Source organism: Achromobacter semiaridum, assembly GCF_053543755.1.
Genome location: NZ_JBLVOL010000059.1, coordinates 67,406 through 90,286 on the forward strand (window position 1 = coordinate 67,406; position 22,881 = coordinate 90,286).

21 protein-coding genes are annotated in these 22,881 nt (G+C 63.0%); 19 read left to right on the plus strand and 2 right to left on the minus strand.

The features are described from left to right. Positions 1 to 79: 79 nt before the first annotated feature. Entirely contained in the window at positions 80 to 2,704 is a 2,625-nt protein-coding gene (gene alaS / locus ACNPP0_RS16935; RefSeq protein ID WP_448706524.1) for an alanine--tRNA ligase, read from the plus strand. Continuing rightward, positions 2,704 to 2,967, plus strand: a complete 264-nt coding sequence (locus ACNPP0_RS16940) for a sulfurtransferase TusA family protein (protein WP_332613384.1) — start codon at positions 2,704 to 2,706, stop codon at positions 2,965 to 2,967. The genes alaS and ACNPP0_RS16940 overlap by 1 nt, the downstream gene beginning before the upstream one ends. A 120-nt stretch (positions 2,968 to 3,087) precedes the next feature. Here ACNPP0_RS16940 and ACNPP0_RS16945 read toward each other — a convergent pair whose 3' ends face one another. After that, positions 3,088 to 3,669: a hypothetical protein gene (locus tag ACNPP0_RS16945; RefSeq protein WP_448706525.1), complete on the minus strand. Its 582-nt coding sequence runs from the start codon at positions 3,667 to 3,669 to the stop codon at positions 3,088 to 3,090. A 427-nt stretch (positions 3,670 to 4,096) separates the two neighbouring features. Between ACNPP0_RS16945 and rpsP the strand changes: the two genes are divergently transcribed. The 8 genes from rpsP to ACNPP0_RS16985 all read left to right on the plus strand — a co-directional run bounded on the left by rpsP (position 4,097) and on the right by ACNPP0_RS16985 (position 10,425). Then, a complete protein-coding gene (gene rpsP / locus ACNPP0_RS16950) occupies positions 4,097 to 4,357 on the plus strand; it encodes a 30S ribosomal protein S16 (protein ID WP_006218566.1) in 261 nt (86 codons plus the stop codon). An 84-nt stretch (positions 4,358 to 4,441) separates the two neighbouring features. Then, positions 4,442 to 5,059, plus strand: a complete 618-nt coding sequence (gene rimM / locus ACNPP0_RS16955) for a ribosome maturation factor RimM (protein WP_046803694.1) — start codon at positions 4,442 to 4,444, stop codon at positions 5,057 to 5,059. Continuing rightward, positions 5,059 to 5,907, plus strand: coding sequence for a tRNA (guanosine(37)-N1)-methyltransferase TrmD (gene trmD / locus ACNPP0_RS16960; RefSeq protein WP_448706526.1), 849 nt, complete (start codon positions 5,059 to 5,061; stop codon positions 5,905 to 5,907). Before rimM ends, trmD begins: the two co-directional genes overlap by 1 nt. Before the next feature lie 154 nt (positions 5,908 to 6,061). Next, the gene (locus ACNPP0_RS16965; RefSeq protein WP_332613381.1) at positions 6,062 to 6,766 is read left to right on the plus strand and encodes a helix-turn-helix domain-containing protein; all 705 of its coding nucleotides are present in this window, start codon (positions 6,062 to 6,064) and stop codon (positions 6,764 to 6,766) included. A 99-nt stretch (positions 6,767 to 6,865) separates the two neighbouring features. Beyond that, positions 6,866 to 7,621: an ABC transporter substrate-binding protein gene (locus ACNPP0_RS16970; protein ID WP_448706527.1), complete on the plus strand. Its 756-nt coding sequence runs from the start codon at positions 6,866 to 6,868 to the stop codon at positions 7,619 to 7,621. Between the two features lie 123 nt (positions 7,622 to 7,744). Next, positions 7,745 to 8,398, plus strand: coding sequence for an amino acid ABC transporter permease (locus ACNPP0_RS16975; RefSeq protein WP_332613379.1), 654 nt, complete (start codon positions 7,745 to 7,747; stop codon positions 8,396 to 8,398). Further along, the gene (locus ACNPP0_RS16980; RefSeq protein WP_332613378.1) at positions 8,395 to 9,126 is read left to right on the plus strand and encodes an amino acid ABC transporter ATP-binding protein; all 732 of its coding nucleotides are present in this window, start codon (positions 8,395 to 8,397) and stop codon (positions 9,124 to 9,126) included. Before ACNPP0_RS16975 ends, ACNPP0_RS16980 begins: the two co-directional genes overlap by 4 nt. A gap of 9 nt (positions 9,127 to 9,135) precedes the next feature. Further along, on the plus strand, positions 9,136 to 10,425 hold the full coding sequence (locus tag ACNPP0_RS16985; protein ID WP_448706528.1) for an NAD(P)/FAD-dependent oxidoreductase: 1,290 nt from the start codon (positions 9,136 to 9,138) through the stop codon (positions 10,423 to 10,425). A gap of 82 nt (positions 10,426 to 10,507) precedes the next feature. Here ACNPP0_RS16985 and ACNPP0_RS16990 read toward each other — a convergent pair whose 3' ends face one another. Continuing rightward, on the minus strand, positions 10,508 to 13,402 hold the full coding sequence (locus ACNPP0_RS16990; RefSeq protein WP_332613376.1) for a valine--tRNA ligase: 2,895 nt from the start codon (positions 13,400 to 13,402) through the stop codon (positions 10,508 to 10,510). Positions 13,403 to 13,807: 405 nt separating this feature from the next. On the opposite strand from ACNPP0_RS16990, the gene ndk reads away from it, so the two are divergent. Genes ndk through hisC form a run of 9 tightly spaced genes read left to right on the plus strand, consistent with a single transcriptional unit; the run spans position 13,808 to position 22,831 of the window. Next, positions 13,808 to 14,233, plus strand: coding sequence for a nucleoside-diphosphate kinase (gene ndk, locus ACNPP0_RS16995; protein WP_006218576.1), 426 nt, complete (start codon positions 13,808 to 13,810; stop codon positions 14,231 to 14,233). A 44-nt stretch (positions 14,234 to 14,277) separates the two neighbouring features. After that, the gene (gene rlmN, locus ACNPP0_RS17000) at positions 14,278 to 15,432 is read left to right on the plus strand and encodes a dual-specificity RNA methyltransferase RlmN (RefSeq protein WP_332613375.1); all 1,155 of its coding nucleotides are present in this window, start codon (positions 14,278 to 14,280) and stop codon (positions 15,430 to 15,432) included. Next, positions 15,429 to 15,923 carry a helix-turn-helix domain-containing protein gene (locus ACNPP0_RS17005; RefSeq protein WP_332613374.1) on the plus strand — a complete coding sequence of 165 codons (495 nt, stop codon included), beginning with the start codon at positions 15,429 to 15,431 and terminating at the stop codon, positions 15,921 to 15,923. The genes rlmN and ACNPP0_RS17005 overlap by 4 nt, the downstream gene beginning before the upstream one ends. A gap of 13 nt (positions 15,924 to 15,936) precedes the next feature. Further along, positions 15,937 to 17,223: a flavodoxin-dependent (E)-4-hydroxy-3-methylbut-2-enyl-diphosphate synthase gene (gene ispG / locus ACNPP0_RS17010; protein ID WP_046803684.1), complete on the plus strand. Its 1,287-nt coding sequence runs from the start codon at positions 15,937 to 15,939 to the stop codon at positions 17,221 to 17,223. Positions 17,224 to 17,278: 55 nt separating this feature from the next. Further along, positions 17,279 to 18,565, plus strand: coding sequence for a histidine--tRNA ligase (hisS, locus tag ACNPP0_RS17015; protein WP_332613433.1), 1,287 nt, complete (start codon positions 17,279 to 17,281; stop codon positions 18,563 to 18,565). Positions 18,566 to 18,568: 3 nt separating this feature from the next. Next, positions 18,569 to 19,207 carry a YfgM family protein gene (locus ACNPP0_RS17020; RefSeq protein WP_046803682.1) on the plus strand — a complete coding sequence of 213 codons (639 nt, stop codon included), beginning with the start codon at positions 18,569 to 18,571 and terminating at the stop codon, positions 19,205 to 19,207. A 5-nt stretch (positions 19,208 to 19,212) separates the two neighbouring features. Further along, the gene (gene bamB / locus ACNPP0_RS17025; RefSeq protein ID WP_448706529.1) at positions 19,213 to 20,370 is read left to right on the plus strand and encodes an outer membrane protein assembly factor BamB; all 1,158 of its coding nucleotides are present in this window, start codon (positions 19,213 to 19,215) and stop codon (positions 20,368 to 20,370) included. Positions 20,371 to 20,395: 25 nt separating this feature from the next. Then, positions 20,396 to 21,754, plus strand: a complete 1,359-nt coding sequence (gene der / locus ACNPP0_RS17030) for a ribosome biogenesis GTPase Der (RefSeq protein WP_332613373.1) — start codon at positions 20,396 to 20,398, stop codon at positions 21,752 to 21,754. Between the two features lie 3 nt (positions 21,755 to 21,757). Continuing rightward, positions 21,758 to 22,831, plus strand: a complete 1,074-nt coding sequence (gene hisC / locus ACNPP0_RS17035) for a histidinol-phosphate transaminase (RefSeq protein WP_448706530.1) — start codon at positions 21,758 to 21,760, stop codon at positions 22,829 to 22,831. The last annotated feature ends 50 nt before the right edge of the window (positions 22,832 to 22,881 follow it).

Genomic DNA, 22,881 nt, shown 5'->3' on the forward strand with positions numbered 1-22,881 from the left:
GACGGCCAGGCCGGCCTTTTCCGCGCTTTCGCGCTAAGCCTCTATAATCAAAGATTCGCCTAAATCTGCGTCATCCACGATGAAATCCTCCGAGATTCGCCGCCAGTTTCTGCAATTCTTCAAGTCGAAGGGGCACACCATTGTCCCGTCGTCCTCGCTCGTTCCCGGCAACGATCCGACCCTGCTTTTCACCAATTCGGGCATGGTCCAGTTCAAGGACGTGTTCACGGGCAAGGAATCGCGGTCGTATACGCGCGCCACGTCTTCGCAGCGCAGCGTGCGCGCGGGCGGCAAGCACAACGATCTGGAGAACGTGGGCTACACCGCCCGGCACCATACGTTCTTCGAAATGCTGGGTAACTTCAGCTTTGGCGACTACTTCAAGCGCGACGCCATCCAGTACGCCTGGGAACTGCTGACGCAGGTCTACAAGCTGCCGGCCGAAAAGCTCTGGGTCACCGTCTATCAGGAAGACGACGAGGCCTACGACATCTGGGCCAATGAAGTGGGCGTGCCGCCCGAGCGCATCGTGCGCATCGGCGACAACAAGGGCGCACGTTACGCGTCGGACAACTTCTGGCAGATGGCCGACACCGGCCCTTGCGGCCCTTGCTCGGAGATCTTCTTCGACCACGGCCCCGACGTCTGGGGCGGTCCTCCCGGATCGCCCGAAGAAGACGGCGACCGCTACATCGAGATCTGGAACTTGGTCTTCATGCAGTTCGAGCGCGACGCCGAAGGCAACATGCCGCGTCTGCCGCGCCCCTGTGTCGATACCGGCATGGGGCTGGAGCGCATCGCCGCCGTTCTGCAAGGTGTGCATTCCAACTATGAAATCGACCTGTTCCAAAAGCTGATCCACGCCGCTGCGCGCGAAACGGGCGTGCAGGACCTGGAAAACAATTCCCTCAAGGTCATCGCGGACCACATCCGTGCCTGCTCGTTCCTGATCGTTGACGGCGTGATCCCCAGCAACGAAGGTCGGGGCTACGTGCTGCGCCGCATCGTGCGCCGCGCCTTGCGCCACGGCTACAAGCTGGGCCAGACCAAGCCGTTCTTCCATCGCCTGGTGCCCGATCTGGTCGCCGAAATGGGCGAAGCCTATCCGGAATTGGCCAACATGGCCGACCGCGTTGCGCAGGTGCTCAAGCAGGAAGAAGAGCGTTTCGGCGAAACACTGGAACACGGCATGCGCATCCTGGACACTGCCCTGGCCAATGTGCCCAAGGGTGGCGTGCTGGACGGCACGACGCTGTTCACCCTGTACGACACCTACGGCTTTCCCGTCGACCTTACCGCTGACATCTGCCGCGAACGCGAAGTCGAAGTCGATATGGCGGGTTTTGAAGTCTCGATGGAGCGCCAGCGGGATCAGGCACGGGCCGCCGGCAAGTTCAAGATGGCCGAAGGCCTGAGCTATGAAGGCGCCGAAACGCGCTTCGAAGGCTACGAAAAGCTGGAGCTCGACAACGTCAAGGTCACGGCCCTGTACGTGGACGGCACGCAGGTACAGCAGGTGCAGGCCGGCCAGAACGCCGTCGTGGTGCTGGACGCCACGCCGTTCTACGCCGAATCCGGCGGCCAGGTCGGCGATACCGGCTTGCTGGAAGCCGACGGCGTACGATTCGCCGTCGCCGACACCCTGAAGATTCAAAATGGCGTGTTCGGCCACCACGGTGTGCTGGAAGCGGGGTCGTTGTCGGTAGGCACGACGCTGCTTGCGCGCGTGGACGCCGTGCGCCGCGCGCGTACCGTGCGCAACCACTCGGCCACCCACCTGATGCACAAGGCCTTGCGCCAGGTGCTGGGTGAGCACGTGCAGCAGCGTGGTTCGTTGGTCGATGCCGACAAGACGCGCTTCGACTTCGCACAAGATGCGCCGATGACCGCCGAGCAGATCGCGCGCGTCGAAGCCATCGTCAATGCTGAAGTGTTGGCCAACCATCCCACCGTTGCGCAGGTCATGGCCTACGACGACGCCGTCAAGGGCGGCGCCATGGCGCTGTTCGGCGAGAAATACGGCGATACGGTGCGCGTGCTGGACATCGGTTTCTCGCGTGAGCTTTGCGGTGGCACGCACGTCAGCCGCACCGGCGACATCGGCCTGTTCAAGATCGTGTCCGAAGGTGGCGTGGCGGCGGGTGTGCGCCGTATCGAAGCCATTACCGGCGACAACGCGCTGGCCTGGGTGCAGAACCAGAACGCCTTGCTGACCCAGATCGCCGGCATGCTGCGCAGCACGCCCGCCGACGTGCCGGCGCGTATTGCGCAGGTGCAGGATCAGATCAAGGCGCTTGAGAAAGACCTGGAGCAGTCCCGCAACAAGCTGGCCGCCAGCGCCGGCAACGACCTGGCGACCAGCGCCGCCGTCGACGTGAAGGGCATCAAGGTCCTGGCCGCCAGCATCGGCGACGTGGACCCGAAGGCCCTGCGTGGCATGGTCGACAACCTGAAAGACCGCCTGAAGCCGGCAGTCGTGCTGCTGGCCACCGGCTCGGCCGATGGCAAGATCAGCGTGGTGGGCGGCGTCACGGCCGACCTGACCGACCGCATCAAGGCGGGCGACCTGGTTGGCTTCGTTGCCAGCCAGGTGGGCGGCAAGGGCGGCGGTCGTCCGGACATGGCCATGGGCGGCGGCACGGACCTGGCGGCCTTGCCGGCTGCCATCGCCGGCGTGCAGAAGTGGGTGGACGAGCGTCTCTGATGAGCAGCGCGGAAACCGGCGTCGGCGCGCAAGCGCCGGCTTTCGAGCACGAAATCGATGCCAGCGGCCTGACGTGCCCGCTGCCCATCCTGCGCGCCAAGAAAGCGTTGGCGCAGATGGCAAGCGGCGAGGTCTTGCGCGTTGTCACGACCGACCGTAATGCAGTCCGCGATTTTCAAGCGTTCGCCCGTCAAACCGGCAATACCCTGGTCGCCCAGGAAGAGGCCGATGGGCGCGGCGTGCATTATCTGCGTCGTCGCTAGCCTGCGCTGTTGCCCACCCGGCCAGCCGTGCGGGCACGCACTCGATACGCAGCCGAAAAAAGGCCCGCTTGATACCAAGCGGGCCTTTTTTTGTTCCGGCCGATGCGCTTGCCGGGGTGCTTACTTGTGGATGGCCGCGGCAACGGCCTGGGTAATCGTGAAATCCACGAGATCGCCTTCCTTGAGTTGTTGCAGGCGCGCTTGCAAGGCAGGGTCCTTGACCTGGATCGTGCGCTTGCCGCCCTGCGGGCCTTTCAGCGTGACCAGGTTGGCGCTTTTGTTGATGTGCCAGATCTCGGCGGTGATGGTGGTCTGGCGGCCCATCGCCCCGCCCGGCATGGCGCCGGGGGCACTGCGCGTTGCCGCCGTTTCGGTCCTGACTTCTGGGGCGCCTGAACCCGCGGGGCGCACATCCACCCCCACGGATTCGTAGTAGTCCAAGGTCAGCATGTCGCCCGGTTTGATCTGCTTGAAATTGCGGACTTCCGGGCCGGCCACGACCTCGACCGTATTGCCGTTGTCGCCTTGCAAAGTGATGGCGCGCGTGGCCGGGTCCACGGCGGTGACTTTGCCTGTAGCGGTGGTCATCGCCGCGCCGACGATGCGGGCGGAAGCCGCCATGGGCATCGCCAGCGTGCTTAGCAACAGGCCCGTCAAGGCCAGGCGCGCGATGGGTTTGAAGACGGATGTCGGGTTCTTCATGGTGTGGCACCCTCCGAGAGAGGAAGTGTTGGGGAAAAAACACGAACGAACAGGCATAACGATGCCGGAAGGAGTAGATCCGTCGTCAGAATGAAGATTGCAAAACACGGGAAATGCCGCGCCGAAACGGCACAGCCAAAGGCAGGCAAACGGGAGGTCTGGCGTAGGACGACATAAATCCGATCTCTCCAACCGGTTATTTCTTCAAACGCACTAAGGGTGAATCGCAGGAAATGCGGGCGAAAGCGCGGCCAGGCGGCTACACTTTGGCCTGCGGCGGGCTCCGGCCCGTTTTGTAGAATACCCGCCTGCGGTGTTTTACGACACAAATTGCGCCGCCCTGACTGATTCAGCACCTGCATTTGCCAGCTGGCTTGTTTAAGTGCTAGAATTTCCCGTTTTTCACAACTAATTCAAGGGATTACCTATGGTGGTGATTCGCCTGGCCCGCGGTGGGTCCAAGAAGCGTCCGTTTTACAACCTGGTGGCCACCGATTCGCGTAACCGTCGCGACGGCCGCTTCATCGAGCGCGTGGGTTTCTACAACCCCGTAGCTAGCGAAGGCACGGAAAACCTGCGCATTGCGCTGGATCGCGTGCAGTACTGGACCGGCAATGGCGCCCAACTGTCGCCCGCCGTCGAGCGTCTGGTCAAGGACTACTCGGCTAAGGTTTCCGCCGCAGCTTAATTGCCTGCGTCGTACAACCGAACCGTTAGTTCAGCTGTAAAGCTACCATTCTTAGCTGTTTCATAATTACCAAGAGCACGATACATGTCTGATGCCGCAACCTCTAACGCGGCGCCTACGGATTTGATCGAGCTGGGCCGCATCACTGCAGCCTACGGTGTGAAAGGCTGGGTTAAGGTGCAGCCTCATTCGGCCAATGCCGAAGTGCTGCTCTCAGCATCTCAATGGTGGTTGACTCGCCCTGTGCCTGAATTGGCGCGGGGCGCTGTCGCGTCTGCGCCTGTCGCAATCAAGGTATTGCAATCCCGTTCGCAGGGCGCCACGGTGGTGGCCCAGCTGGCGGGTATTGCGGACCGCGATCAGGCCGAAGCCTTGCGCGGATATTCCGTGCAGGCGCCGCGCGGTTCTTTTCCCGCGCCCAAAGAAGACGAATACTACTGGGTCGACCTCATCGGCTGCGCGCTGTATACCAGCGCCGACGGTGAACCCACGCTGATTGGCGTGGTGGACGAAGTCCTTGATAACGGCGCTCATGCCGTTTTGAAGGTCTTGTGCCAGAAGGTTGGAGCCGAAGGGCCCGAACCTATTCTGAACGCCAAGGGCCGACCCGCCGAAATGCTTGTTCCGTTCGTACGCGCGCACATCCACGCCGTCGACCTGGCTGCTCGCCGCATTGACAGCGACTGGCCGGCGGATCTTTGATGCGATTCGACGTCATTACGCTCTTTCCCGAAATGTTCGGGGTGGTGCGCGATCTAGGTGTCACCGGTCGGGCGCATGCCCAAGGCCGGTGGTCCCTGTATGCGTGGAATCCTCGCGATTTCACGCATGACGTCCATCGCACGGTGGACGACCGCCCCTACGGCGGCGGCCCCGGGATGGTGATGATGGCAGCGCCCCTGGAAGCTGCCGTCAACGCCGCCCAGGATGCGCGCGCCGCGCAAGGCCTGGGCCGTGCCCCCGTGGCGCTGTTGGCCCCAGTCGGCCAACGCTACGATCAGGCGGGCGCCGAAACCCTGGCCGCCAGCGACGGCATCATCTTGATTTGCGGACGCTACGAAGGCGTTGACCAGCGCTTCATTGAACGTTGCGTTACCCACGAGATCTCGCTGGGCGACTTTGTCCTGTCCGGTGGTGAAATCGCCGCGCTTGCCGTTATCGACGCCGCCGTGCGGTTGTTGCCCGGTGTACTGAACGATGGCGATTCCGCATTGCAGGACTCGTTCAACGATACCTTGTCCGGTCTGCTGGACAGCCCCCACTACACGCGCCCGGAAGTCTACGAGGGCGAATCCGTGCCCGCACCGCTGCTAAGCGGCCATCATGCGAATATCGCCCGCTGGCGGCGCGAGCGTTCGCTGGCATTGACGGCCTCGCGCCGCCCGGAACTGATCGAATCCGCGCGTGCCAAGGGGTGGCTGAACAAGGCGGACGAGCGCTACCTGGCCGAGCTGGCCGGCACGTACGACCCCGCAGCCGATGCGCCCAAGCGCCGGCGCCGGCCCGCCGCATCTCCCCCCAAAAAAACCAAAGCGCCCGACGCACCCTGAGCATTTCGCTTCCGCGTGCCGGCGTCTTGGTGCCGACTTCCCCCTTCCGCTTTCCGCTTGCTGCATCCGTCCGCAACCGCTAGGGATGTTCCTAGGTTGTGAGCCCTCCGCGCGCTCCTTAGTATTGAAAATTACACCATCGTGAAATTTTCACATGAGCAGATCCAAGCCCGGCGGGTTGCGTTCGACGCGGACCGCCCTTGAGAACCGTTCCGCGGCGTCGCCCGCGTCGAAGACTCTGCCGCCCGATCGGCCGGAGTCGGCCGTGGATTTATGGCTGGGCCAGCAACTGCGGCAGCTGCGTAAAGAACAGGGCCGTTCGCTGGCGGAAGTGGCGCGTGCCTGCGGCATGTCCTTGGGCTTGTTGAGCCAGATCGAACGGGGCCTGAGCTCCGCTTCCGTCAAGGTGCTGCACCTGCTGGCTCGTGAATTTCATGTCTCGGTCAATTCGCTGCTGCGCAATGCCGAGCCGACGCAGGGCGAAGATGGGGGGCGCGTGGCGCGCGCCGGCACGCATCGCTTCATCGACCTTAGTGAAAAAGGCATTAGCAAAGAGATGTACACGCCGCCGGCGTGCCGCAGCATGGACCTTTGCCGCGCCAGCATCGAGCCGGGCGGCTCCACCGGCAACGAGCTGTTCGTGACGGGGCAGGGCGAGCAGATCGGTGTGGTGCTGAAGGGGTCGCTGGAATTGTGGGTGGGCGATCGCGTGGTTCTTCTCAATGAAGGTGACAGCTTTTGTTATGCCAGCAGCACGCCGCGGCGCTGGCGCAATCCCGGCTCGCAGACGACCGAGGTTATCTGGGCCATTTCCAACATCACACCAGCCGCGGGGGACGACACGCAACAGGCGCCATAAGCGCGCAGCAGCCACATCCGCGCGACGACACTGGGGATTGTCGCGCCACCGGACACCCAAGGCGTTGCCCGGACTTCTTTGCCGCGATGAGGAAATGTCATGAAATTCAAGACTCTTGTTGTCTCTGTATTTGCAGCATTGTCCATGGCCGCGGGCGCGCAAGCCCAAACGGTGTTGAAGGTGGGGTCCACGCCCACAGGCAGTCCATTTACGTTTCTGGACATCAAAGCCAATAGCATCGAAGGCGTGATGGTCGACATCGTCAAGGCCGTGGGCAAAGAGGCCGGCTTTGAGGTTCAGATCGAACCCATGGCGTTTTCCGCATTGATCGGGTCGCTGACATCCAAGCGCATCGACATCGTGTCGGCCGCAATGTTCATCACTCCGCAGCGCCAACAGGTGGTGAGCTTTTCCGAGCCGGTCTATCGCTATGGCGAAGGGCTGATGGTGCTTAAGACCGATAACAAGGAATACAAGTCGTTCGCGGACATGAAGGGCATGACCGTGGGCGTGCAGGTGGGCACGGCCTTTGTCGAGCCCATCCAGAAAAGTGGCGTGTTCAAGGAAGTGAAGCTGTACGACAACCCGCCGGACATGATGCGCGACGCTAATGCCGGCCGCATCCAGGGCGGGTTCATGGACTACCCGATCGCCGCCTACATCCTGACGCAAGGCAACTATCCCAATCTGAAGATGGCGCAAGCCTATCAACCTACCGTCATGGGCAGCCTGGGGCTGGCCACCCGCAAGGAAGATACCGCGCTGTTGGACCGCATCAACAAAGCGTTGGCCAAGCTCAAGGCCGACGGGGCCATCGACGCGATCCTGAAAAAGTGGGGGCTGTCCGGCGCATAACGCCGGCTGCTTGCAGGCAACCAACGTTTTTGGCAACGGCCAAGCCGACGTGCGTGCATGCGCGTCGGCGGGCGGGGCGCATCCCGCGTCCCTGCCGGCAGTCGAGCCTGGGTGGATGAGGTCATGACGGAATTCTTCAACGACGCGGCGGAGTTCCTGCCGATATTGCTGCAAGGCGCCAAGCTGACGATCCTGGTCACGCTCGGTTCCCTGGCGCTGTCCACGGTGCTGGGCCTGGTGTGGGCGCTGATGCGCGTCTCGGGCAATAAATTCCTTTCCAAGGTCAGCGGCGGGGTGATCAACCTGCTGCGCGGTATACCGATCATCGTGCTGCTGTTCTACATCTATTTCGTGATGCCGGACATGGGGGTTTCGTTGACCGCCGTGCAGGCCGCCATCATCGGTCTGGGCGTGGCGTATTCCGCGTATCAGGCCGAGAACTTCCGCGCCGGTATCCAGGCCATCGACCGGGGGCAGATCGAAGCAGCGATGGCGATGGGCATGAGCTGGAGCATGACGATGCGGCGGGTGGTTTTGCCACAGGCAGTCAAGATCGTGCTGCCGCCGTACGGCAACATCATGATCATGATGTTGAAAGATTCGTCGCAGGCGTCGACGATCACGGTGGCCGAACTTGCGCTGCAAGGCAAGCTGATTGCCGTGTCCACCTTCAAGAACGCCACGGTGTTTTCGTTGGTGGCGCTGATGTACCTGGTGATGTGCGTGCCGTTGATTCTGCTGGTGCGTCACCTGGAAAAAAGGAGCGCCACCAAATGATCGAACTTCAAGGAGTGCGCAAGAGCTTTGGCTCGCTTGAGGTGTTGAAAGGCATCGATGCCGAAGTCCGCAAGGGCGAAGTGGTGTGCGTGATCGGCCCGTCCGGTTCGGGTAAGTCCACGATCCTGCGTTGCATCAACGGGCTTGAGCGCTATAACGCCGGCCGCATCACCGTGGACGGTGAACTGGTCGATGCCGACGCGGCTTCCATCGTGTCGATCCGCACGCAGGTGGCGATGGTGTTTCAACGCTTCAACCTTTTCCCGCATCGCACCGCGCTGGAAAACGTGATCGAAGGGCCCATCTTCGTCAAGAAGGAGCCGCGTGCGCAGGTGATCGAACGCGGGCGCGAATTGCTGGCCAGCGTGGGCCTGGCCGACAAGGCGGACGCGCATCCCAATCAATTGTCCGGGGGGCAGCAGCAGCGAGTGGCCATCGCCCGGGCATTGGCGATGCAGCCCAAGGCCATCCTGTTCGATGAGCCCACCTCGGCGTTGGACCCGGAGCTGGTTGGCGATGTGTTGGGCGTGATGCGCAAGCTGGCGGAAGCGGGCATGACGATGGTGGTCGTCACGCATGAAATGAGCTTTGCCCGCGAGGTCGCGGACCGTGTCATGTTTTTCGATGGCGGCGTCATGGTAGAGCAGGGCGCCGCCCGCGAAGTGCTGAATCATCCGCAGCATCCCCGGACGCAGGACTTCCTGCACCGCGTGCTGCATCCCATGTAAGGATCCGTCATGTTGCAAGCGCCGTTTCCCCTGTCGCCTTCCCTGTGGGCCGCCACCGCGGCGCCGCCGCCTCCGACCGAGCCGCTGACCGCGTCAACGCAAGCCGACGTGTTGGTGATTGGTGGCGGTTATGCCGGGCTGAGTACGGCCTTGCACCTGGCCGAGCGGGGCGTGAAGACCCTCGTGCTGGAGGCCCGCGAGATTGGCTTCGGCGGGTCCGGGCGCAATGGTGGCCAGGTAATCCCCGGGCTGAAATATGACCCCGACGATTTGATCGCCATGTTCGGACACGACAAAGGCGAGCGGCTATTGCGGTTTGCCGGCGCCACGGCCGATTCGGTCTTCAACCTGATCGACCGGCATGCCATGGACGTGCCGCATGTGCGCAAGGGGTGGATCCAGGGCGCGCACACCGCCGAAGCCTTGCGTATTGCGCACGGCCGCGCGGCGCAATGGGCGCGCCACGGCGTGGATGCGCAACCGCTGGATACTGATCAGGTTGCACGCCTGCTGGGCACGAATCGCTACCTGGGTGGCTGGGTGGACAATCGCGCGGGCGCCGTGCAGCCCTTGAGCTATGTGCGTGGCCTGGCACGCGCCGCGCTGAACGCGGGGGCGCTGATCCACACGGACACGCCGGTCACGGGTTTGAAGCGTGACGGCGGCAAGTGGACGGCCACGACTTCGCGCGGAGCAAGCGTGATGGCGGAGCGCGTCGTCATGTGCACGAACGCTTACGGCGGAGACCTGCTGCCCGGCCTGAAGACGTCCATCATCGACGCCAACACTTTCCAGGTAGCGACTGCACCGCTACCGGAAGCGGTGCGCGCGGGCATCTTTCCCGAAGGCCACGTCACGTCCGATACGCGTAACCTGCTGCTGTACTTTCGGCTGGACCATCAGGGCCGCCTGTTGATGGGCGGGCGCGGGCCGTTCCGTGAACCCAAGGGGCCGCAAGACTGGGCGCATCTGGAACGCGTGATGTTCAAGATGTTCCCCCAGGTTGCCGGCACGCCGTTTGAGTACCGCTGGTGTGGGCGCGTGGCCATCACGCGCGACTACCTGCCGCATTTGCACGAGCCGCAGCCGGGCTTGCTGGTGGATATCGGCTGCCAGGGTCGCGGCGTGGGTCTGCAAACGAGTATGGGGCGCGCGATGGCGCAGTACGTGGCAACGGGCGACGTGGCCGCGCTGCCCGTGCCTTTGTCACCGGTGGTGCCGTTTCCGCTCTACGGCCTGCGGCGGCTCTATGTGAATGCGGTGGTCACGTGGTATCGCATGACGGACGGGGGCGTGTAAGCCACCCGCCAAACGAAAAAAACCCCGGAACGCGTTCCGGGGTTTTTTGTTTGGCAGGCGTTTTGCCCTGCACCGATCAGACTCAGTCCGCCAGCTTGGCGCGCTGTTCGCGCACCTTTTGCAGGGTTTCGCCAAACTGCGCCATGCGCGCCTTTTCCTGCTCAACGACGGCCGCGGGTGCCCGTTCGACAAAGCTGGCGTTGGACAACTTGCCGTTGGCCTTGGCGATTTCACCTTCCAGGCGCGCGATTTCCTTGTCCAGACGGATGCGTTCGGCGGCCACGTCGATTTCAACGTGCAACATCAAGCGGCTGGCACCCACGACCTGTACCGGTGCGCCGGCGTCGGGCAGGGTGTCCAGCACGTCGACCTGGCTCAGCTTGGCCAGCGCGGCAAGGTAAGGCGCGTTGCGCTTGAGCACGGGCGCATCGCCCTGGGCGCACAGCGGCACCTTCTGGGCGGGCGACAGGTTCATTTCGCCGCGCAATGCGCGCACGGCTTCGACCTGCGCTTTCAGTTCGGCCACGTCGGCTTCGGCGGCGGTGTCCACGGCGGCCGGATTGGCTTGCGGATACGGCTGCACGCTGACGCTGTCAGCGACGCCTTCCTTGCGCTTGCCCGCCACCACCGACACCTTCTGCCACAGTTCTTCGGTGATGAAGGGGATGATCGGATGGGCCAGGCGCAACACGCATTCCAACACACGAATCAGCGTGCGGCGCGTGCCCAGTTGCTGGGCCGGCGTGCCGGTCTGGATCTGGACCTTGGCCAGTTCCAGGTACCAGTCGCAGTATTCGTCCCACACGTAGCGGTACAGCGCATTGGCGATATTGTCGAAGCGGTAGTCGGCAAAGCCGCGCGCCACGTCGGCTTCCAGCGTTTGCATCTGGCTGATGATCCAGCGGTCGACGAACGACGTTTCGCCCGCGTCGGAACCCGTCAGGTCATGGCCCTCGGTGTTCATCAACACGAAGCGCGTGGCGTTCCACAGCTTGTTGCAGAAGTTGCGATAGCCTTCGCAACGCTTCAGGTCGAAGTTGATGTTGCGGCCCAGCGTGGCGTAGGCGGCCATCGTAAAGCGCAGCGCGTCGGTACCGAACGCGGGAATTCCGTCCGGGTATTGGCGGCGCGTTGCCTTTTCGATGGAGCCGGCCTGCTTGGGGTTCATCAGGCCGTAGGTGCGCTTGGCGACCAGCCCGTCCAGGTCGATGCCGTCGATCAGGTCGACCGGGTCCAGCGTGTTGCCCTTGGACTTGCTCATCTTCTGGCCGTCTGCATCGCGGATCAGACCGTGCACATAGACGTGCTTGAACGGAATCTGGCCGGTCATGTGCGTGGTCAGCATGACCATGCGCGCGACCCAGAAGAAAATGATGTCGAAGCCGGTGACCAGCACGCTGGACGGCAGGTAGCGTTCCAGGTCGGGCGTTTTTTCCGGCCAGCCCAGCGTCGTGAAGGGCACCAGGCCCGACGAGAACCAGGTATCCAGCACGTCAGGATCGCGCTTGAGATCGCCCGTGACACCCGCGGCGCGCGCCTGCTCGATGGCGCCGGCTTCATCGTGCGCCACGAAGATCTGGCCGTCTTCCGAATACCACGCCGGAATCTGGTGGCCCCACCACAGCTGGCGCGAGATGCACCAGTCCTGGATGTTGTTCAGCCACTGGTTGTAGATGGTGGTCCAGTTGTCCGGGTAGAACTTGATGCGGCCGTCGGCCACCACTTCAAGGGCCACTTCGGTGATGCTCTTGCCCGGGTTCAGCGTGCCTTCGGGCGCGGGTTTGCTCATGGCCACGAACCATTGGTCCGTCAGCATGGGTTCCAGGACGACGCCGGTGCGGTCGCCCTTGGGCTGCATCATTTTGTGCGATTCAACCTTGACCAGATAGCCTTCGGCGTCCAGTTGCGCAACGACGGCTTTGCGCGCTTCGTAGCGTTCAAGGCCCTGGAATTGCTTGGGGCCGTTTTCGTTGATGTGCGCGTCCAGCGTAAAGATCACGATCAGCGGAAGATCGTGGCGCATCGCGCAGGCATAGTCGTTGAAGTCATGCGCGCCGGTGATCTTCACGCAGCCCGTGCCGAATTCCGGGTCAACAAAATCGTCGGCGATGATCGGGATATTGCGGTCGCACAGCGGCAGTTCGACTTCCTTGCCGACCAGGTGCTGGTAGCGGGGGTCGTCCGGGTGCACGCACAGCGCGCCGTCGGCCAGCATCGTTTCCGGGCGGGTCGTGGCGATGGTCATGCCGCGCAGCGTGACGGTCTGGCCGTCTTTGTCCACGATGGTTTGCGGGCCGTCCACGAAGGGATAGAGGATGTGCCACATGTGGCCCTCGGTCTCTTCGGACTGCACTTCCAGGTCGGACACGGCGGTCAGTAGCTTCGGGTCCCAGTTGACCAGGCGCTTGCCGCGGTAGATCAGACCCTGTTTATGCAGGCGCACGAAGGTTTCGACCACGCCGCGCGACATGCGGTCGTCCATCGTGAAGTATTCGCGCGGCCAGTCGGCCGAGGCGCCCAGGCGACGCACCTGTTCGGTAATGGCGTTGCCCGACTTTTCCTTCCATTCCCAGACTTTTTCCACGAATTTTTCACGGCCGAGGTCATGGCGCGAAACCTTCTGGGCATCCAGCTGTCTTTCAACAACGATCTGCGTGGCGATGCCGGCATGGTCGGTGCCGGGAATGAATACCGTGTCGTCGCCGGACATGCGGCGATAGCGCACCAGGCCGTCCATGATGGTCTGGTTGAACGCATGGCCCATGTGCAGCGTGCCCGTGACGTTGGGCGGCGGGAACTGGATGACATATGGCTGGCTTTCCGTCCCCGTTTTTACGTGCTGGCCCGCCGTGAAATAGCCGCGCTTTTCCCATTCGGCGTACCAGCGCGATTCCAATTCAGAAGGTTCGAAGCTCTTGGAGAGTTCCGGGGCGTCGCTCGCGGGATTCGCGGCGGTGGGGGGAGCAGCTTGAGTCATTACAGGGTTCCGGCAGACAGGGCGCCCGGCGTAGGGATACGGGCAGCAAACCGCTCATTTTAAGATGTAATGCGGTCTTCTCAGCGTGTTAGAATACCGGGTTACTGTAAACCTTTTAGAAGTCCCTGAATTCATTGAGGATTCCTTCAGAAATGTGCGCTTAAAAGCTCCCGTTTCGGTATCCTCGGTAAGAATCCATGGCACGTCCGATCGGTGGCCAGTGTCGAATCCCTGCCTTGGCAAGCGGTTCGGGCCGGCCCGGAATGTTCAACGAAATCGTTCAAACACGCCGGACCGCCCGCGCGCCCATCGCGCGATGACACTTCAAGGGTGACACCGACAAGTGCAGAGCCACGCCAGGCAATTCATCAGAAACCAGTCAGAAATCAGCTTTCGGAGTTCCTAATGTCCATCCAACGCACCCTCTCGATCATCAAGCCCGACGCCGTCGCCAAGAACGTCATCGGCCAGATCGTCGGCCGCTTCGAGCAAGCCGGCCTGAAGGTCATCGCTGCCCGCCTGGCGCAACTGTCGCGCGCCGATGCCGAGCGTTTCTACGCCGTGCACAAGGAACGCCCCTTCTTCAAGGACCTGGTCGATTTCATGATCTCGGGCCCCGTGTTCGTGCAAGTGCTGGAAGGTGAAGACGCCATCCAGAAGAACCGTGACCTGATGGGCGCCACGGACCCGAAGAAGGCTGAAGCCGGCACCATCCGCGCCGACTTCGCCGACAGCATCGACGCCAACGCCGTGCACGGCTCCGACGCTCCGGAAACGGCCGCCGTTGAAGTCGCTTTCTTCTTCCCCGAAATCAACATCCACAGCCGTTGATTTTCGCGTAAGCACTGAATTAGTTTTTTAGCGTTACCCAGGTCATGGAATCCGTCGAACGAATCAATCTGCTGGGGCTGGATGGCTCCGCCCTGTCCGAACTTGTCGGGCAGTGGGGCGGCAAGCCGTTTCGCGCCCGCCAGCTGCAGCGCTGGATGCACCAGCGCGGCGCCGATTCGTTCGACGCCATGACCGACCTGGCTCGCGAATTCCGCAGCCAGCTCGCGTCCAACTGCCGTATCGAGGCCTTGCCCGTCAATATCGAGCAACGCTCGACCGACGGCACGCGCAAGTGGCTGTTTGATGTGGGGCAGGGCAATGCCATCGAAACCGTCTTCATCCCCGAAGACGACCGCGGCACCCTATGCATTTCCAGCCAGGCAGGCTGCGTGGTCAATTGCCGCTTTTGCTCGACCGGGCATCAGGGCTTTAACCGCAACCTGAAAACCAGCGAAATCATCGGCCAGCTGTGGTGGGCCAAGCGCGTGCTGGAAGCCGATATCGGCACCGCCCGCCTGGAAAGCGCCAAGGCCACCGAAGATACGCGCGTCATCAGCAACGTGGTCATGATGGGCATGGGCGAACCCTTGCTTAATTACGACCAGGTCCTGCCGGCGCTGCGCCTGATGCTGGACGACAACGCCTACGGCCTGTCGCGCCGTCGCGTCACGGTGTCCACCTCTGGTGTGGTCCCCATGATGGACCGCCTGTCGCAAGACTGTCCGGTGGCGCTGGCGGTGTCGCTGCACGCACCCAACGATGCGCTGCGCGACGAACTGGTGCCGCTGAACAAGAAGTACCCGCTGAAAGAGTTGCTGGCGGCTTGCGAGCGCTATCTGGCGTTTGCGCCCCGCGACTTCATCACCTTTGAATACTGCATGCTGGACGGCATCAACGATACCGACCAGCACGCCAGGGAACTGATCCAAATTGCACGCCAGCTGCGCTGCAAGCTGAACCTGATTCCGTTCAACCCCTTCCCTGAGTCGGGCCTGAAGCGTTCCAATTCTGCCCGCGTGAAGGTGTTCGCGCAGCGGCTGATGGACGCCGGCATCATTACGACCGTGCGCAAGACCCGGGGCGACGACATCGATGCAGCTTGTGGTCAATTGGCCGGAGAGGTGCGCGACCGCACTCGGATTACCGAGCGCAACGCCGCACAGCGCCAGACCATACCAATTAAACAGGTGCATGCATGACGCAGGAATTCGCTTCTGCAGTTTCTGAAACGCCCGCCGGGGCCGCGGGCAACATCGGCTCGGCATTGCGCGCGCTGCGACAGTCCAAGGGTTGGTCCCTGGACGAGGTGTCCAGCCGGATCAAGTTTTCCACGAAGCAGATCGAAGCCCTTGAAAACGAAGCGTGGGCAGACTTGCCCACCGGCGTTTCCCTGCGCGGCCTGGTCCGTAACTACGCGCGTTTGCTGGGCGCCGATTCCCAAGCCATCGTCGACTCGCTTGACCCCAAGGCCCGCGTTACCGGCCCCGTCAAGCTGAGCCCGGGCGCCTTGCATTCGGCGCATTCCATTCCCCAATCCAGTGCTGACGACGAGCGTTCGTCGTCCACGTCCTGGGGCTGGTTGATCGCCATCGTGCTGGTCCTGGCCGCCGGCGTGGCGTATGCCTTCTGGCAAGGCTGGTTGCCGCAGCAATGGCTGCCGTTCGACTGGCTGCCCAAGCCCACCAAGTAAACCGGTTCCATTGATGCAAGATTCCTCTCTGCCTTGCCATGATGCGCCGCCTCCGTCTGTCGGGGCCGCCATGCGCCGCGCCACGCGCTCGGTAGCGGTGAAGTGGGGCGATCGCGTTGTCATGGTTGGCGGTGACGCCCCGGTCGTGGTGCAGTCCATGACCAACACCGACACCGCCGACGCCATCGCCACGGCAATCCAGGTCAAGGAACTGGCGCAGGCCGGCTCCGAGCTGGTGCGTATCACGGTCAACACGCCCGAGGCGGCCCGCGAAGTGGTCGCCATCCGCGAACAGCTGGACCGCATGGGCGTGAACGTGCCGTTGGTAGGCGACTTCCACTACAACGGCCACAAGCTGCTGACGCAGTTTCCGGAATGCGCGCAAGCGCTGTCCAAGTACCGGATCAACCCCGGCAACATGGGCGGCGGCAAGCGGCGCGACGACAACTTTGCGCAGATGATCGAAGTGGCTTGCCGTTACGACAAGCCGGTGCGCATCGGCGTGAACTGGGGCAGCCTGGATCACGAACTGATGGCGCGCAAGATGGACGAAAACAGCCGCCGCGCGCAACCCTGGGAGGCCCAGGCTGTGATGCGTGACGCGCTGGTCGTGTCGGCCATCAGCAATGCGCAGCGCGCCGAGGAACTGGGCTTGCGCCGCGATGCGATCATCCTGTCGTGCAAGGTCAGCCACGTGCAGGACCTGATTGCCGTTTACCGAGATCTGTCCGCCCGCTGCGACTATCCGCTGCACCTGGGCCTGACCGAAGCCGGCATGGGCAGCAAGGGCATCGTGGCGTCCACCGCCGCGCTGGCCGTGCTGTTGCAGCAAGGCATCGGCGACACCATCCGTATTTCGTTGACGCCGGAACCCGGCGGCGACCGCAGCCGCGAAGCCATCGTGGCGCAAGAAATCCTGCAGACCATGGGCCTGCGCGCGTTCACCCCCATGGTGGTCGCATGCCCCGGCTGTGGCCGCACCAGCAGCACGTTCTTCCAGGAACTTGCCGACAGCATCCAGTCCTACCTGCGTCGCCAGATGCCGGTCTGGAAGTCGCAATATCCGGGCGTCGAAAGCATGAACGTCGCGGTCATGGGCTGTGTGGTCAATGGGCCGGGCGAAAGCCGCCATGCGGATATCGGTATCAGTCTGCCGGGAACGGGCGAAGTGCCTGCGGCGCCGGTATTCGTGGATGGCGAACGCACGGTCACGCTCAAAGGCGACCATATCGCCGAAGAGTTCCAGGCCATCGTCGAAGACTACGTGGCGCGCCGGTACGGCGTGCTCGCCTCTCATTAAAAGAAAGGGTGTAGCCGCAAGCGCGCCGCCAGGCGCGTGATGCGGCATGATCAAGATGACTCAAGCTTTCCAGAAAGTCGCCGCCATACGCGGCATGAATGACGTGTTGCCCGGGCCGAGCGCCCGCTGGGAACAATTCGAGGAAATCGTGCGCGGCTGGCTGCGCGGCTACGGCTATCGCAACGTGCGTACGCCCGTGCTTGAGCATACGCGCCTGTTCACGCGCGGCATCGGCGAAGTGACCGACATCGTCGAAAAAGAGATGTACACCTTCACCGACGCGTTGAACGGCGAGTCGTTGACGATGCGTCCTGAAATGACGGCCGGCATTGTGCGCGCCTCCATCGAGCACAACATGCTCTATGACCGCCCGCAACGCGTTTATTCGATCGGCCCGGTTTTCCGCCACGAACGCCCGCAGCGCGGCCGCTACCGTCAATTCCACCAGATCGACGTCGAAGCCCTGGGCTATGTCGGCCCCGACGTGGATGCTGAACTCATCGTCATGCTGGCCCGCCTGTGGAAGCTTCTGGGCCTGAAGGACGTACGCCTTGAACTCAATTCGCTGGGCCAGCCGGCCGAACGCGCCGCGCACCGCGCCGCGCTGATCGAGCACCTGGAAAAGCACCGCGACATCCTGGACGAAGACGGCCAGCGCCGCTTGTACACGAACCCGCTGCGCGTGCTGGATACCAAGAATCCGGCCATGCAGGAAATGGCCAACAGCGCGCCGCGCCTGTTCGATTTCCTGGGTGATGAATCGCGCGCGCACTTTGAAGGCGTTTGCCAGCGCCTGACGGAAGCCGGCATTGAATACAGCTTGAATCCGCGCCTGGTGCGCGGGCTGGACTACTACAACCTGACCGTGTTCGAGTGGGTTACCGATCGCCTCGGTTCCCAGGGCACGGTGTGCGGCGGCGGTCGTTACGACGGGCTGATCGAACTGTTGGGCGGCAAGCCCGCGCCGGCGGTTGGCTTTGCCATCGGCATGGAACGCCTGCTGGACCTCTGGGAACAGAGCGTTCAGCTGGACGCCCCTGCCGAATGCGACGTGTACGTGGTGCATCAGGGCGAAGACGCACAGCGCCTGGCGGCCCGCGTGGGCGAGTCGTTGCGCGATGCGGGCCTGTCCGTGATCGTGCATGCCGGTTCGGCGGGCTTCAAGTCGCAATTCAAGCGCGCCGATGCCAGCGGCGCCCGCGTTGCGGTTATTCTTGGCGCCGACGAAGTCGCATCGCAGACCGCCAGCGTCAAATATTTGCGCGCGGATGCCCAAGGCGACGCGGCGCAGCAGCAGGTCCCGCTTGCGGATCTGGCTGCGGTACTGAACAACAAGGGTTAAGGCATGGCATACGATCTCGAAGAACAGGAAAAGCTGGACGCCATCAAGGCGTGGTGGGCTAGATACGGCACGCTGGTCGTGACGCTGTTTGCCGTGGTGGCATTGGCCTGGGGCGGTTGGTGGGGCTGGAAGGCCTATGAATCGCACCGTGCCAACCAGGCCATGGGTTACTTCGAAGCGCTGGAAGATGCGGCCCGTTTGGGCGGCGCCGATTCGGCGGTGCGCATCAAGACGGCGGCCGCGACGCTGCGTGAACAATACCCGGCCACCGGCTATGCGGCGCGCGGCGCCTTGGTCGCGGCGCAGGCCCTGCAAGCCCAGAAGGACGAAGCGGGCGCGCGTGAACAGCTGGAATGGCTGGCGGCGCAAGGCAAGAATCCGTCGATGCAAGCGGTGGCGCGCCTGCGTCTGGCCGGCATGCTGCTGGACCAAAAGCAGTTTGATGCGGCGCTTGCGCAATTGAACAATCCGCCGGCCGCGTTTGCCGCCTTGTTTGCTGACCGTCGTGGCGATATTCTCGCGGCGCAAGGCAAGCGCGATGAAGCGCGTGCGGCCTGGCAAAGCGCCATTGATGGCTTGGGCACGGCGAATCCGCTGACCCAGGTTGTGCAATTGAAACTGGATGCCCTGAGCGGAGCGTAACTGTAATGCGTAAATTTGCACCTGGTCGTACGTGGCGTGGCGCTGTCTGCCTGGCAAGCTTGCTTGCCCTGGGTGGCTGCGGTCTGTTCTCCCACGATGATGGCCGCTACGATCCCGCCCCGCTGACCGAATACAAGGCCGGCATGTCCGTGCGCCAGATCTGGTCCACGTCGATCGGCAGCGGCTCAGGCCTGGGCTTTGCGCCCACGGTGCTGGGCACGGCCGTCTACGCCGCCACGCCGGATGGCTCGGTCGGCAAGTTCGACCTGCAAAGCGGCCGCCCGTTGTGGAAGGCCAAGACCGAAGGCAAGCTGTCCGCGGGAGCCGGCAGCGACGGCACCACGACCGCCGTCGCCTCGCCCGATGGCGATGTGATTGCGTTTGACGACACCGGCAAGGTCAAGTGGAAGGTCCGCGCGACCAGCGACGTCACGATCCCGCCGGTGGTGGGCTATGGCATCGTCGTCGTGCGCAGCGGCGATTACCGCATCCAGGCATTCGACGCCAATAGCGGCGAGCGCGTCTGGAACGTGCAACGCCCCGGCCCGTCGCTTGCCTTGCGCAGCGTGTCGCAAATGGTGCTGGCCGAAGGCCTGGTCATCACCGGCCTGCCCGGCGGCAAGCTGATGGCAATCGCGTCCGACAGTGGCAACGTGCAGTGGGAAGGCACCGTGGCTACGCCGCGCGGCGCCAGCGACCTTGAACGCCTGACCGACGTCGTCGGCACGCCGCGTATTACGGGCAACCTGCTTTGCGCAGTCGCCTACCAAGGGCGTATCGTCTGCTTTGACGTGACCGCCGGCGGTCGCCCGTTGTGGGCCAAGGACTTCTCCAGCGTCAGCGGCATGACCCTGGACGACCGTTTTGCGTACTCGGCGGATCAAAATAGCGTTGTCAGCGCGTTTGCGCTGGATAATGGCGGCAATGTGTGGAAGCAAGCGGCGCTGAAAAATCGCCAGCTGACCGCCCCGGCCATGCTGGGCGGCGCGCTTGCCGTGGGCGACCTGGAAGGGTATCTGCACTTTCTGTCGCGTAGTGATGGCAGCCTGATGGCGCGGCTGTCCGTGGGTGGAGGCGCCGTCGTTTCGCCGCCGCAAACCACCCCCCAAGGTGTGCTGGTCCAGACGGGCAATGGCAATCTCGTCATGATCGGCGCCAACTAAAACTTATAGAACAAAGCCTTACACCGTGTCTTTCAAGCCTGTCGTTGCCCTGGTCGGTCGCCCCAATGTGGGGAAGTCGACCCTTTTCAACCGCCTGACGCGATCGCGCGCCGCGTTGGTGGCCGATTTTTCCGGCCTGACCCGCGATCGCCATTACGGTGAGGGCAGGGTAGGCGAGATCCCCTTCATCGCTATCGATACCGGTGGTTTCGAGCCCGTCGCCAAGGACGGCATCCTGCTTGAGATGGCGCGCCAGACCCGGCAGGCCATCGCCGAGGCCGACGTCGTGGTGTTCCTGGTGGACGCTCGCGCCGGGCTGAACGCCCACGACCACCAAATCGCCCAATTGCTGCGCAAGTCTGGCCAGCAACGCGTTCTGCTGGCGGTGAACAAGGCCGAAGGCATGGGCCTGGGCCCCGCCATTGCCGAATTCCACGAACTTGGTCTGGGTCAGCCCTTTCCGATCTCGGCGGCGCACGGTGACGGCATTGTCGACCTGATCGAACTGGCCCTGAAAGACCTGGCCGAACCGCCGGCCGAAGACGAGCCATTCGAAGAAGGCGAGGGCGAGCACGATCACCGCATCAAGCTGGCCATCGTCGGCCGTCCCAATGTGGGCAAGTCGACGCTTATCAATACGCTGATGGGCGAAGAGCGCGTCATTGCGTTCGACTTGCCCGGCACGACGCGCGACGCCATTGAAATTGACTTCGACCGCGATGGCCGCCGCTACACGCTGATCGACACGGCCGGGCTGCGCAAGCGCGGCAAGGTCTTCGAGGCCGTCGAGAAATTCTCGGTCATCAAGACGTTGCAGGCCATTGAGGCCAGCAACGTCGTGCTGCTGATGCTGGACGCGCACACCGAAATTTCCGAGCAGGACGCCCACATCGCGGGCTTCGTGCTGGAAACCGGCCGTGCCGTGGTGGTCGCCATCAACAAATGGGACGGCCTGGACGGCGAGGAAAAGGAACGCATCGAACGCGAATTCCAACGCAAGCTGCGCTTCCTGTCGTTCGCGCGCATGCACACCATTTCGGCCTTGCGCGGCCAGGGCATCAAGCCCTTGCTGAAGTCCATCAACTCGGCGCACGCCGCGGCATTCGCCAAGTTGTCCACGCCGAAGCTGACGCGCGAACTTCAGGCCGCCATCGAACAGCAACAGCCGCCGCGCAAGGGTATCTTCCGCCCCAAGATGCGCTACGCGCACCAAGGAGGGCAGAACCCGCCGCTGGTCGTCATTCACGGCAATGCGTTGGATGCCATCCCCGATTCGTATCGCCGCTATCTGGAAACGCGTTTCCGCAACGCGTTCGATCTGGCCGGCACGCCGCTGCGCATCGAATTCAAGTCGTCGCACAACCCCTACGCGCAGGAAAGTTGATCCATGAGCCGTTTCTGGAGTCCCGTGGTCGGGACGCTCAGTCCGTATGTCCCGGGCGAGCAGCCCAAGCTTCAGAACCTGGTCAAGCTGAACACCAACGAGCATCCGTACGGGCCGTCGCCCAAGGTGCTTGAGGCCATACGCGCGGCCGCTGACGACACGCTCAAGCTGTATCCGGACCCGTCTTCGGACCGGCTGCGCCAGGCAATCGCAACCACTGTCGGCGTGCAAGCCAACCAGGTCTTCGTCGGCAATGGGTCCGACGAAGTGTTGGCCCACGCATTTCTTGCGCTGCTCAAGCACGACAAGCCGCTGCGCTTTCCGGATATTACCTACAGCTTCTATCCGGTCTATTGCGGCTTGTACGGCATCGAGTTCGAAACGGTGCCGCTGGCTGCGGACTTTTCCATCAATGTCGACGACTACCTGCCGGGTGCAAACGGGCAGGCGGGCGCCATCATCTTCCCCAATCCCAATGCGCCGACCGGCCGGGCGCTAAGCCTGGCCGATGTTGAACGCATCGTGACCGGCAACCCCGACTCGGTTGTGGTGGTGGACGAGGCCTATGTGGACTTCGGCGGGGAATCCGCGGTGGGCCTGGTGGGCCGCTATGACAACCTGCTGGTCGTGCAGACGCTGTCCAAGTCGCGCTCGCTGGCTGGGCTGCGTGTTGGCTTTGCCGTGGGCAGCGCTGAACTCATCGATGGCCTTGAGCGCGTAAAGAACAGTTTCAACTCCTACCCGATAGATCGCCTGGCGTCGGCCGGCGCAGTAGCGGCATTGGAGGATACAGAGTACTTTGACGAGACTCGCCAAGCCGTGATCGAAACCCGGTCGCGGATGACGGTGGGCTTGCAAGCGTTGGGCTTCGAGGTTTTGCCGTCGGCCGCGAATTTCGTGTTCGCGCGGCACGCTTCAAAAGACGCTGCGGGCCTGGCCGCCGCCTTGCGCGAGCGCAGCATCATCGTGCGTCATTTTCGTCATGCTCGCATCGATCAGTTTCTGCGTATCACGGTGGGCACTGACGAGCAGGTCAACCTGCTTCTGAAGGCGCTTGAAGAGGTCCTGAAAGCGTGATCTTCAGGGGCATTTCAGCTTGAAATTTCTGGTGTCACTTTTGCTTCCTG

Bases quoted from the DNA above. Each gene is read 5' to 3' on its own strand.
- ACNPP0_RS17005 (WP_332613374.1), top strand. From the start codon at position 15,429: ATGACGCAGGAATTCGCTTCTGCAGTTTCTGAAACGCCCGCCGGGGCC.
- bamB (WP_448706529.1), top strand. From the start codon at position 19,213: ATGCGTAAATTTGCACCTGGTCGTACGTGGCGTGGCGCTGTCTGCCTG.
- trmD (WP_448706526.1), top strand. From the start codon at position 5,059: ATGCGATTCGACGTCATTACGCTCTTTCCCGAAATGTTCGGGGTGGTG.
- hisS (WP_332613433.1), top strand. From the start codon at position 17,279: ATGACTCAAGCTTTCCAGAAAGTCGCCGCCATACGCGGCATGAATGAC.
- ispG (WP_046803684.1), top strand. From the start codon at position 15,937: ATGCAAGATTCCTCTCTGCCTTGCCATGATGCGCCGCCTCCGTCTGTC.
- ACNPP0_RS17020 (WP_046803682.1), top strand. From the start codon at position 18,569: ATGGCATACGATCTCGAAGAACAGGAAAAGCTGGACGCCATCAAGGCG.
- ACNPP0_RS16975 (WP_332613379.1), top strand. From the start codon at position 7,745: ATGACGGAATTCTTCAACGACGCGGCGGAGTTCCTGCCGATATTGCTG.
- hisC (WP_448706530.1), top strand. From the start codon at position 21,758: ATGAGCCGTTTCTGGAGTCCCGTGGTCGGGACGCTCAGTCCGTATGTC.
- ACNPP0_RS16965 (WP_332613381.1), top strand. From the start codon at position 6,062: ATGAGCAGATCCAAGCCCGGCGGGTTGCGTTCGACGCGGACCGCCCTT.
- ACNPP0_RS16945 (WP_448706525.1), bottom strand. From the start codon at position 3,669: ATGAAGAACCCGACATCCGTCTTCAAACCCATCGCGCGCCTGGCCTTG.
- ACNPP0_RS16990 (WP_332613376.1), bottom strand. From the start codon at position 13,402: ATGACTCAAGCTGCTCCCCCCACCGCCGCGAATCCCGCGAGCGACGCC.
- ndk (WP_006218576.1), top strand. From the start codon at position 13,808: ATGTCCATCCAACGCACCCTCTCGATCATCAAGCCCGACGCCGTCGCC.
- ACNPP0_RS16970 (WP_448706527.1), top strand. From the start codon at position 6,866: ATGAAATTCAAGACTCTTGTTGTCTCTGTATTTGCAGCATTGTCCATG.
- alaS (WP_448706524.1), top strand. From the start codon at position 80: ATGAAATCCTCCGAGATTCGCCGCCAGTTTCTGCAATTCTTCAAGTCG.
- ACNPP0_RS16985 (WP_448706528.1), top strand. From the start codon at position 9,136: ATGTTGCAAGCGCCGTTTCCCCTGTCGCCTTCCCTGTGGGCCGCCACC.
- ACNPP0_RS16940 (WP_332613384.1), top strand. From the start codon at position 2,704: ATGAGCAGCGCGGAAACCGGCGTCGGCGCGCAAGCGCCGGCTTTCGAG.
- rpsP (WP_006218566.1), top strand. From the start codon at position 4,097: ATGGTGGTGATTCGCCTGGCCCGCGGTGGGTCCAAGAAGCGTCCGTTT.
- ACNPP0_RS16980 (WP_332613378.1), top strand. From the start codon at position 8,395: ATGATCGAACTTCAAGGAGTGCGCAAGAGCTTTGGCTCGCTTGAGGTG.
- rlmN (WP_332613375.1), top strand. From the start codon at position 14,278: ATGGAATCCGTCGAACGAATCAATCTGCTGGGGCTGGATGGCTCCGCC.
- rimM (WP_046803694.1), top strand. From the start codon at position 4,442: ATGTCTGATGCCGCAACCTCTAACGCGGCGCCTACGGATTTGATCGAG.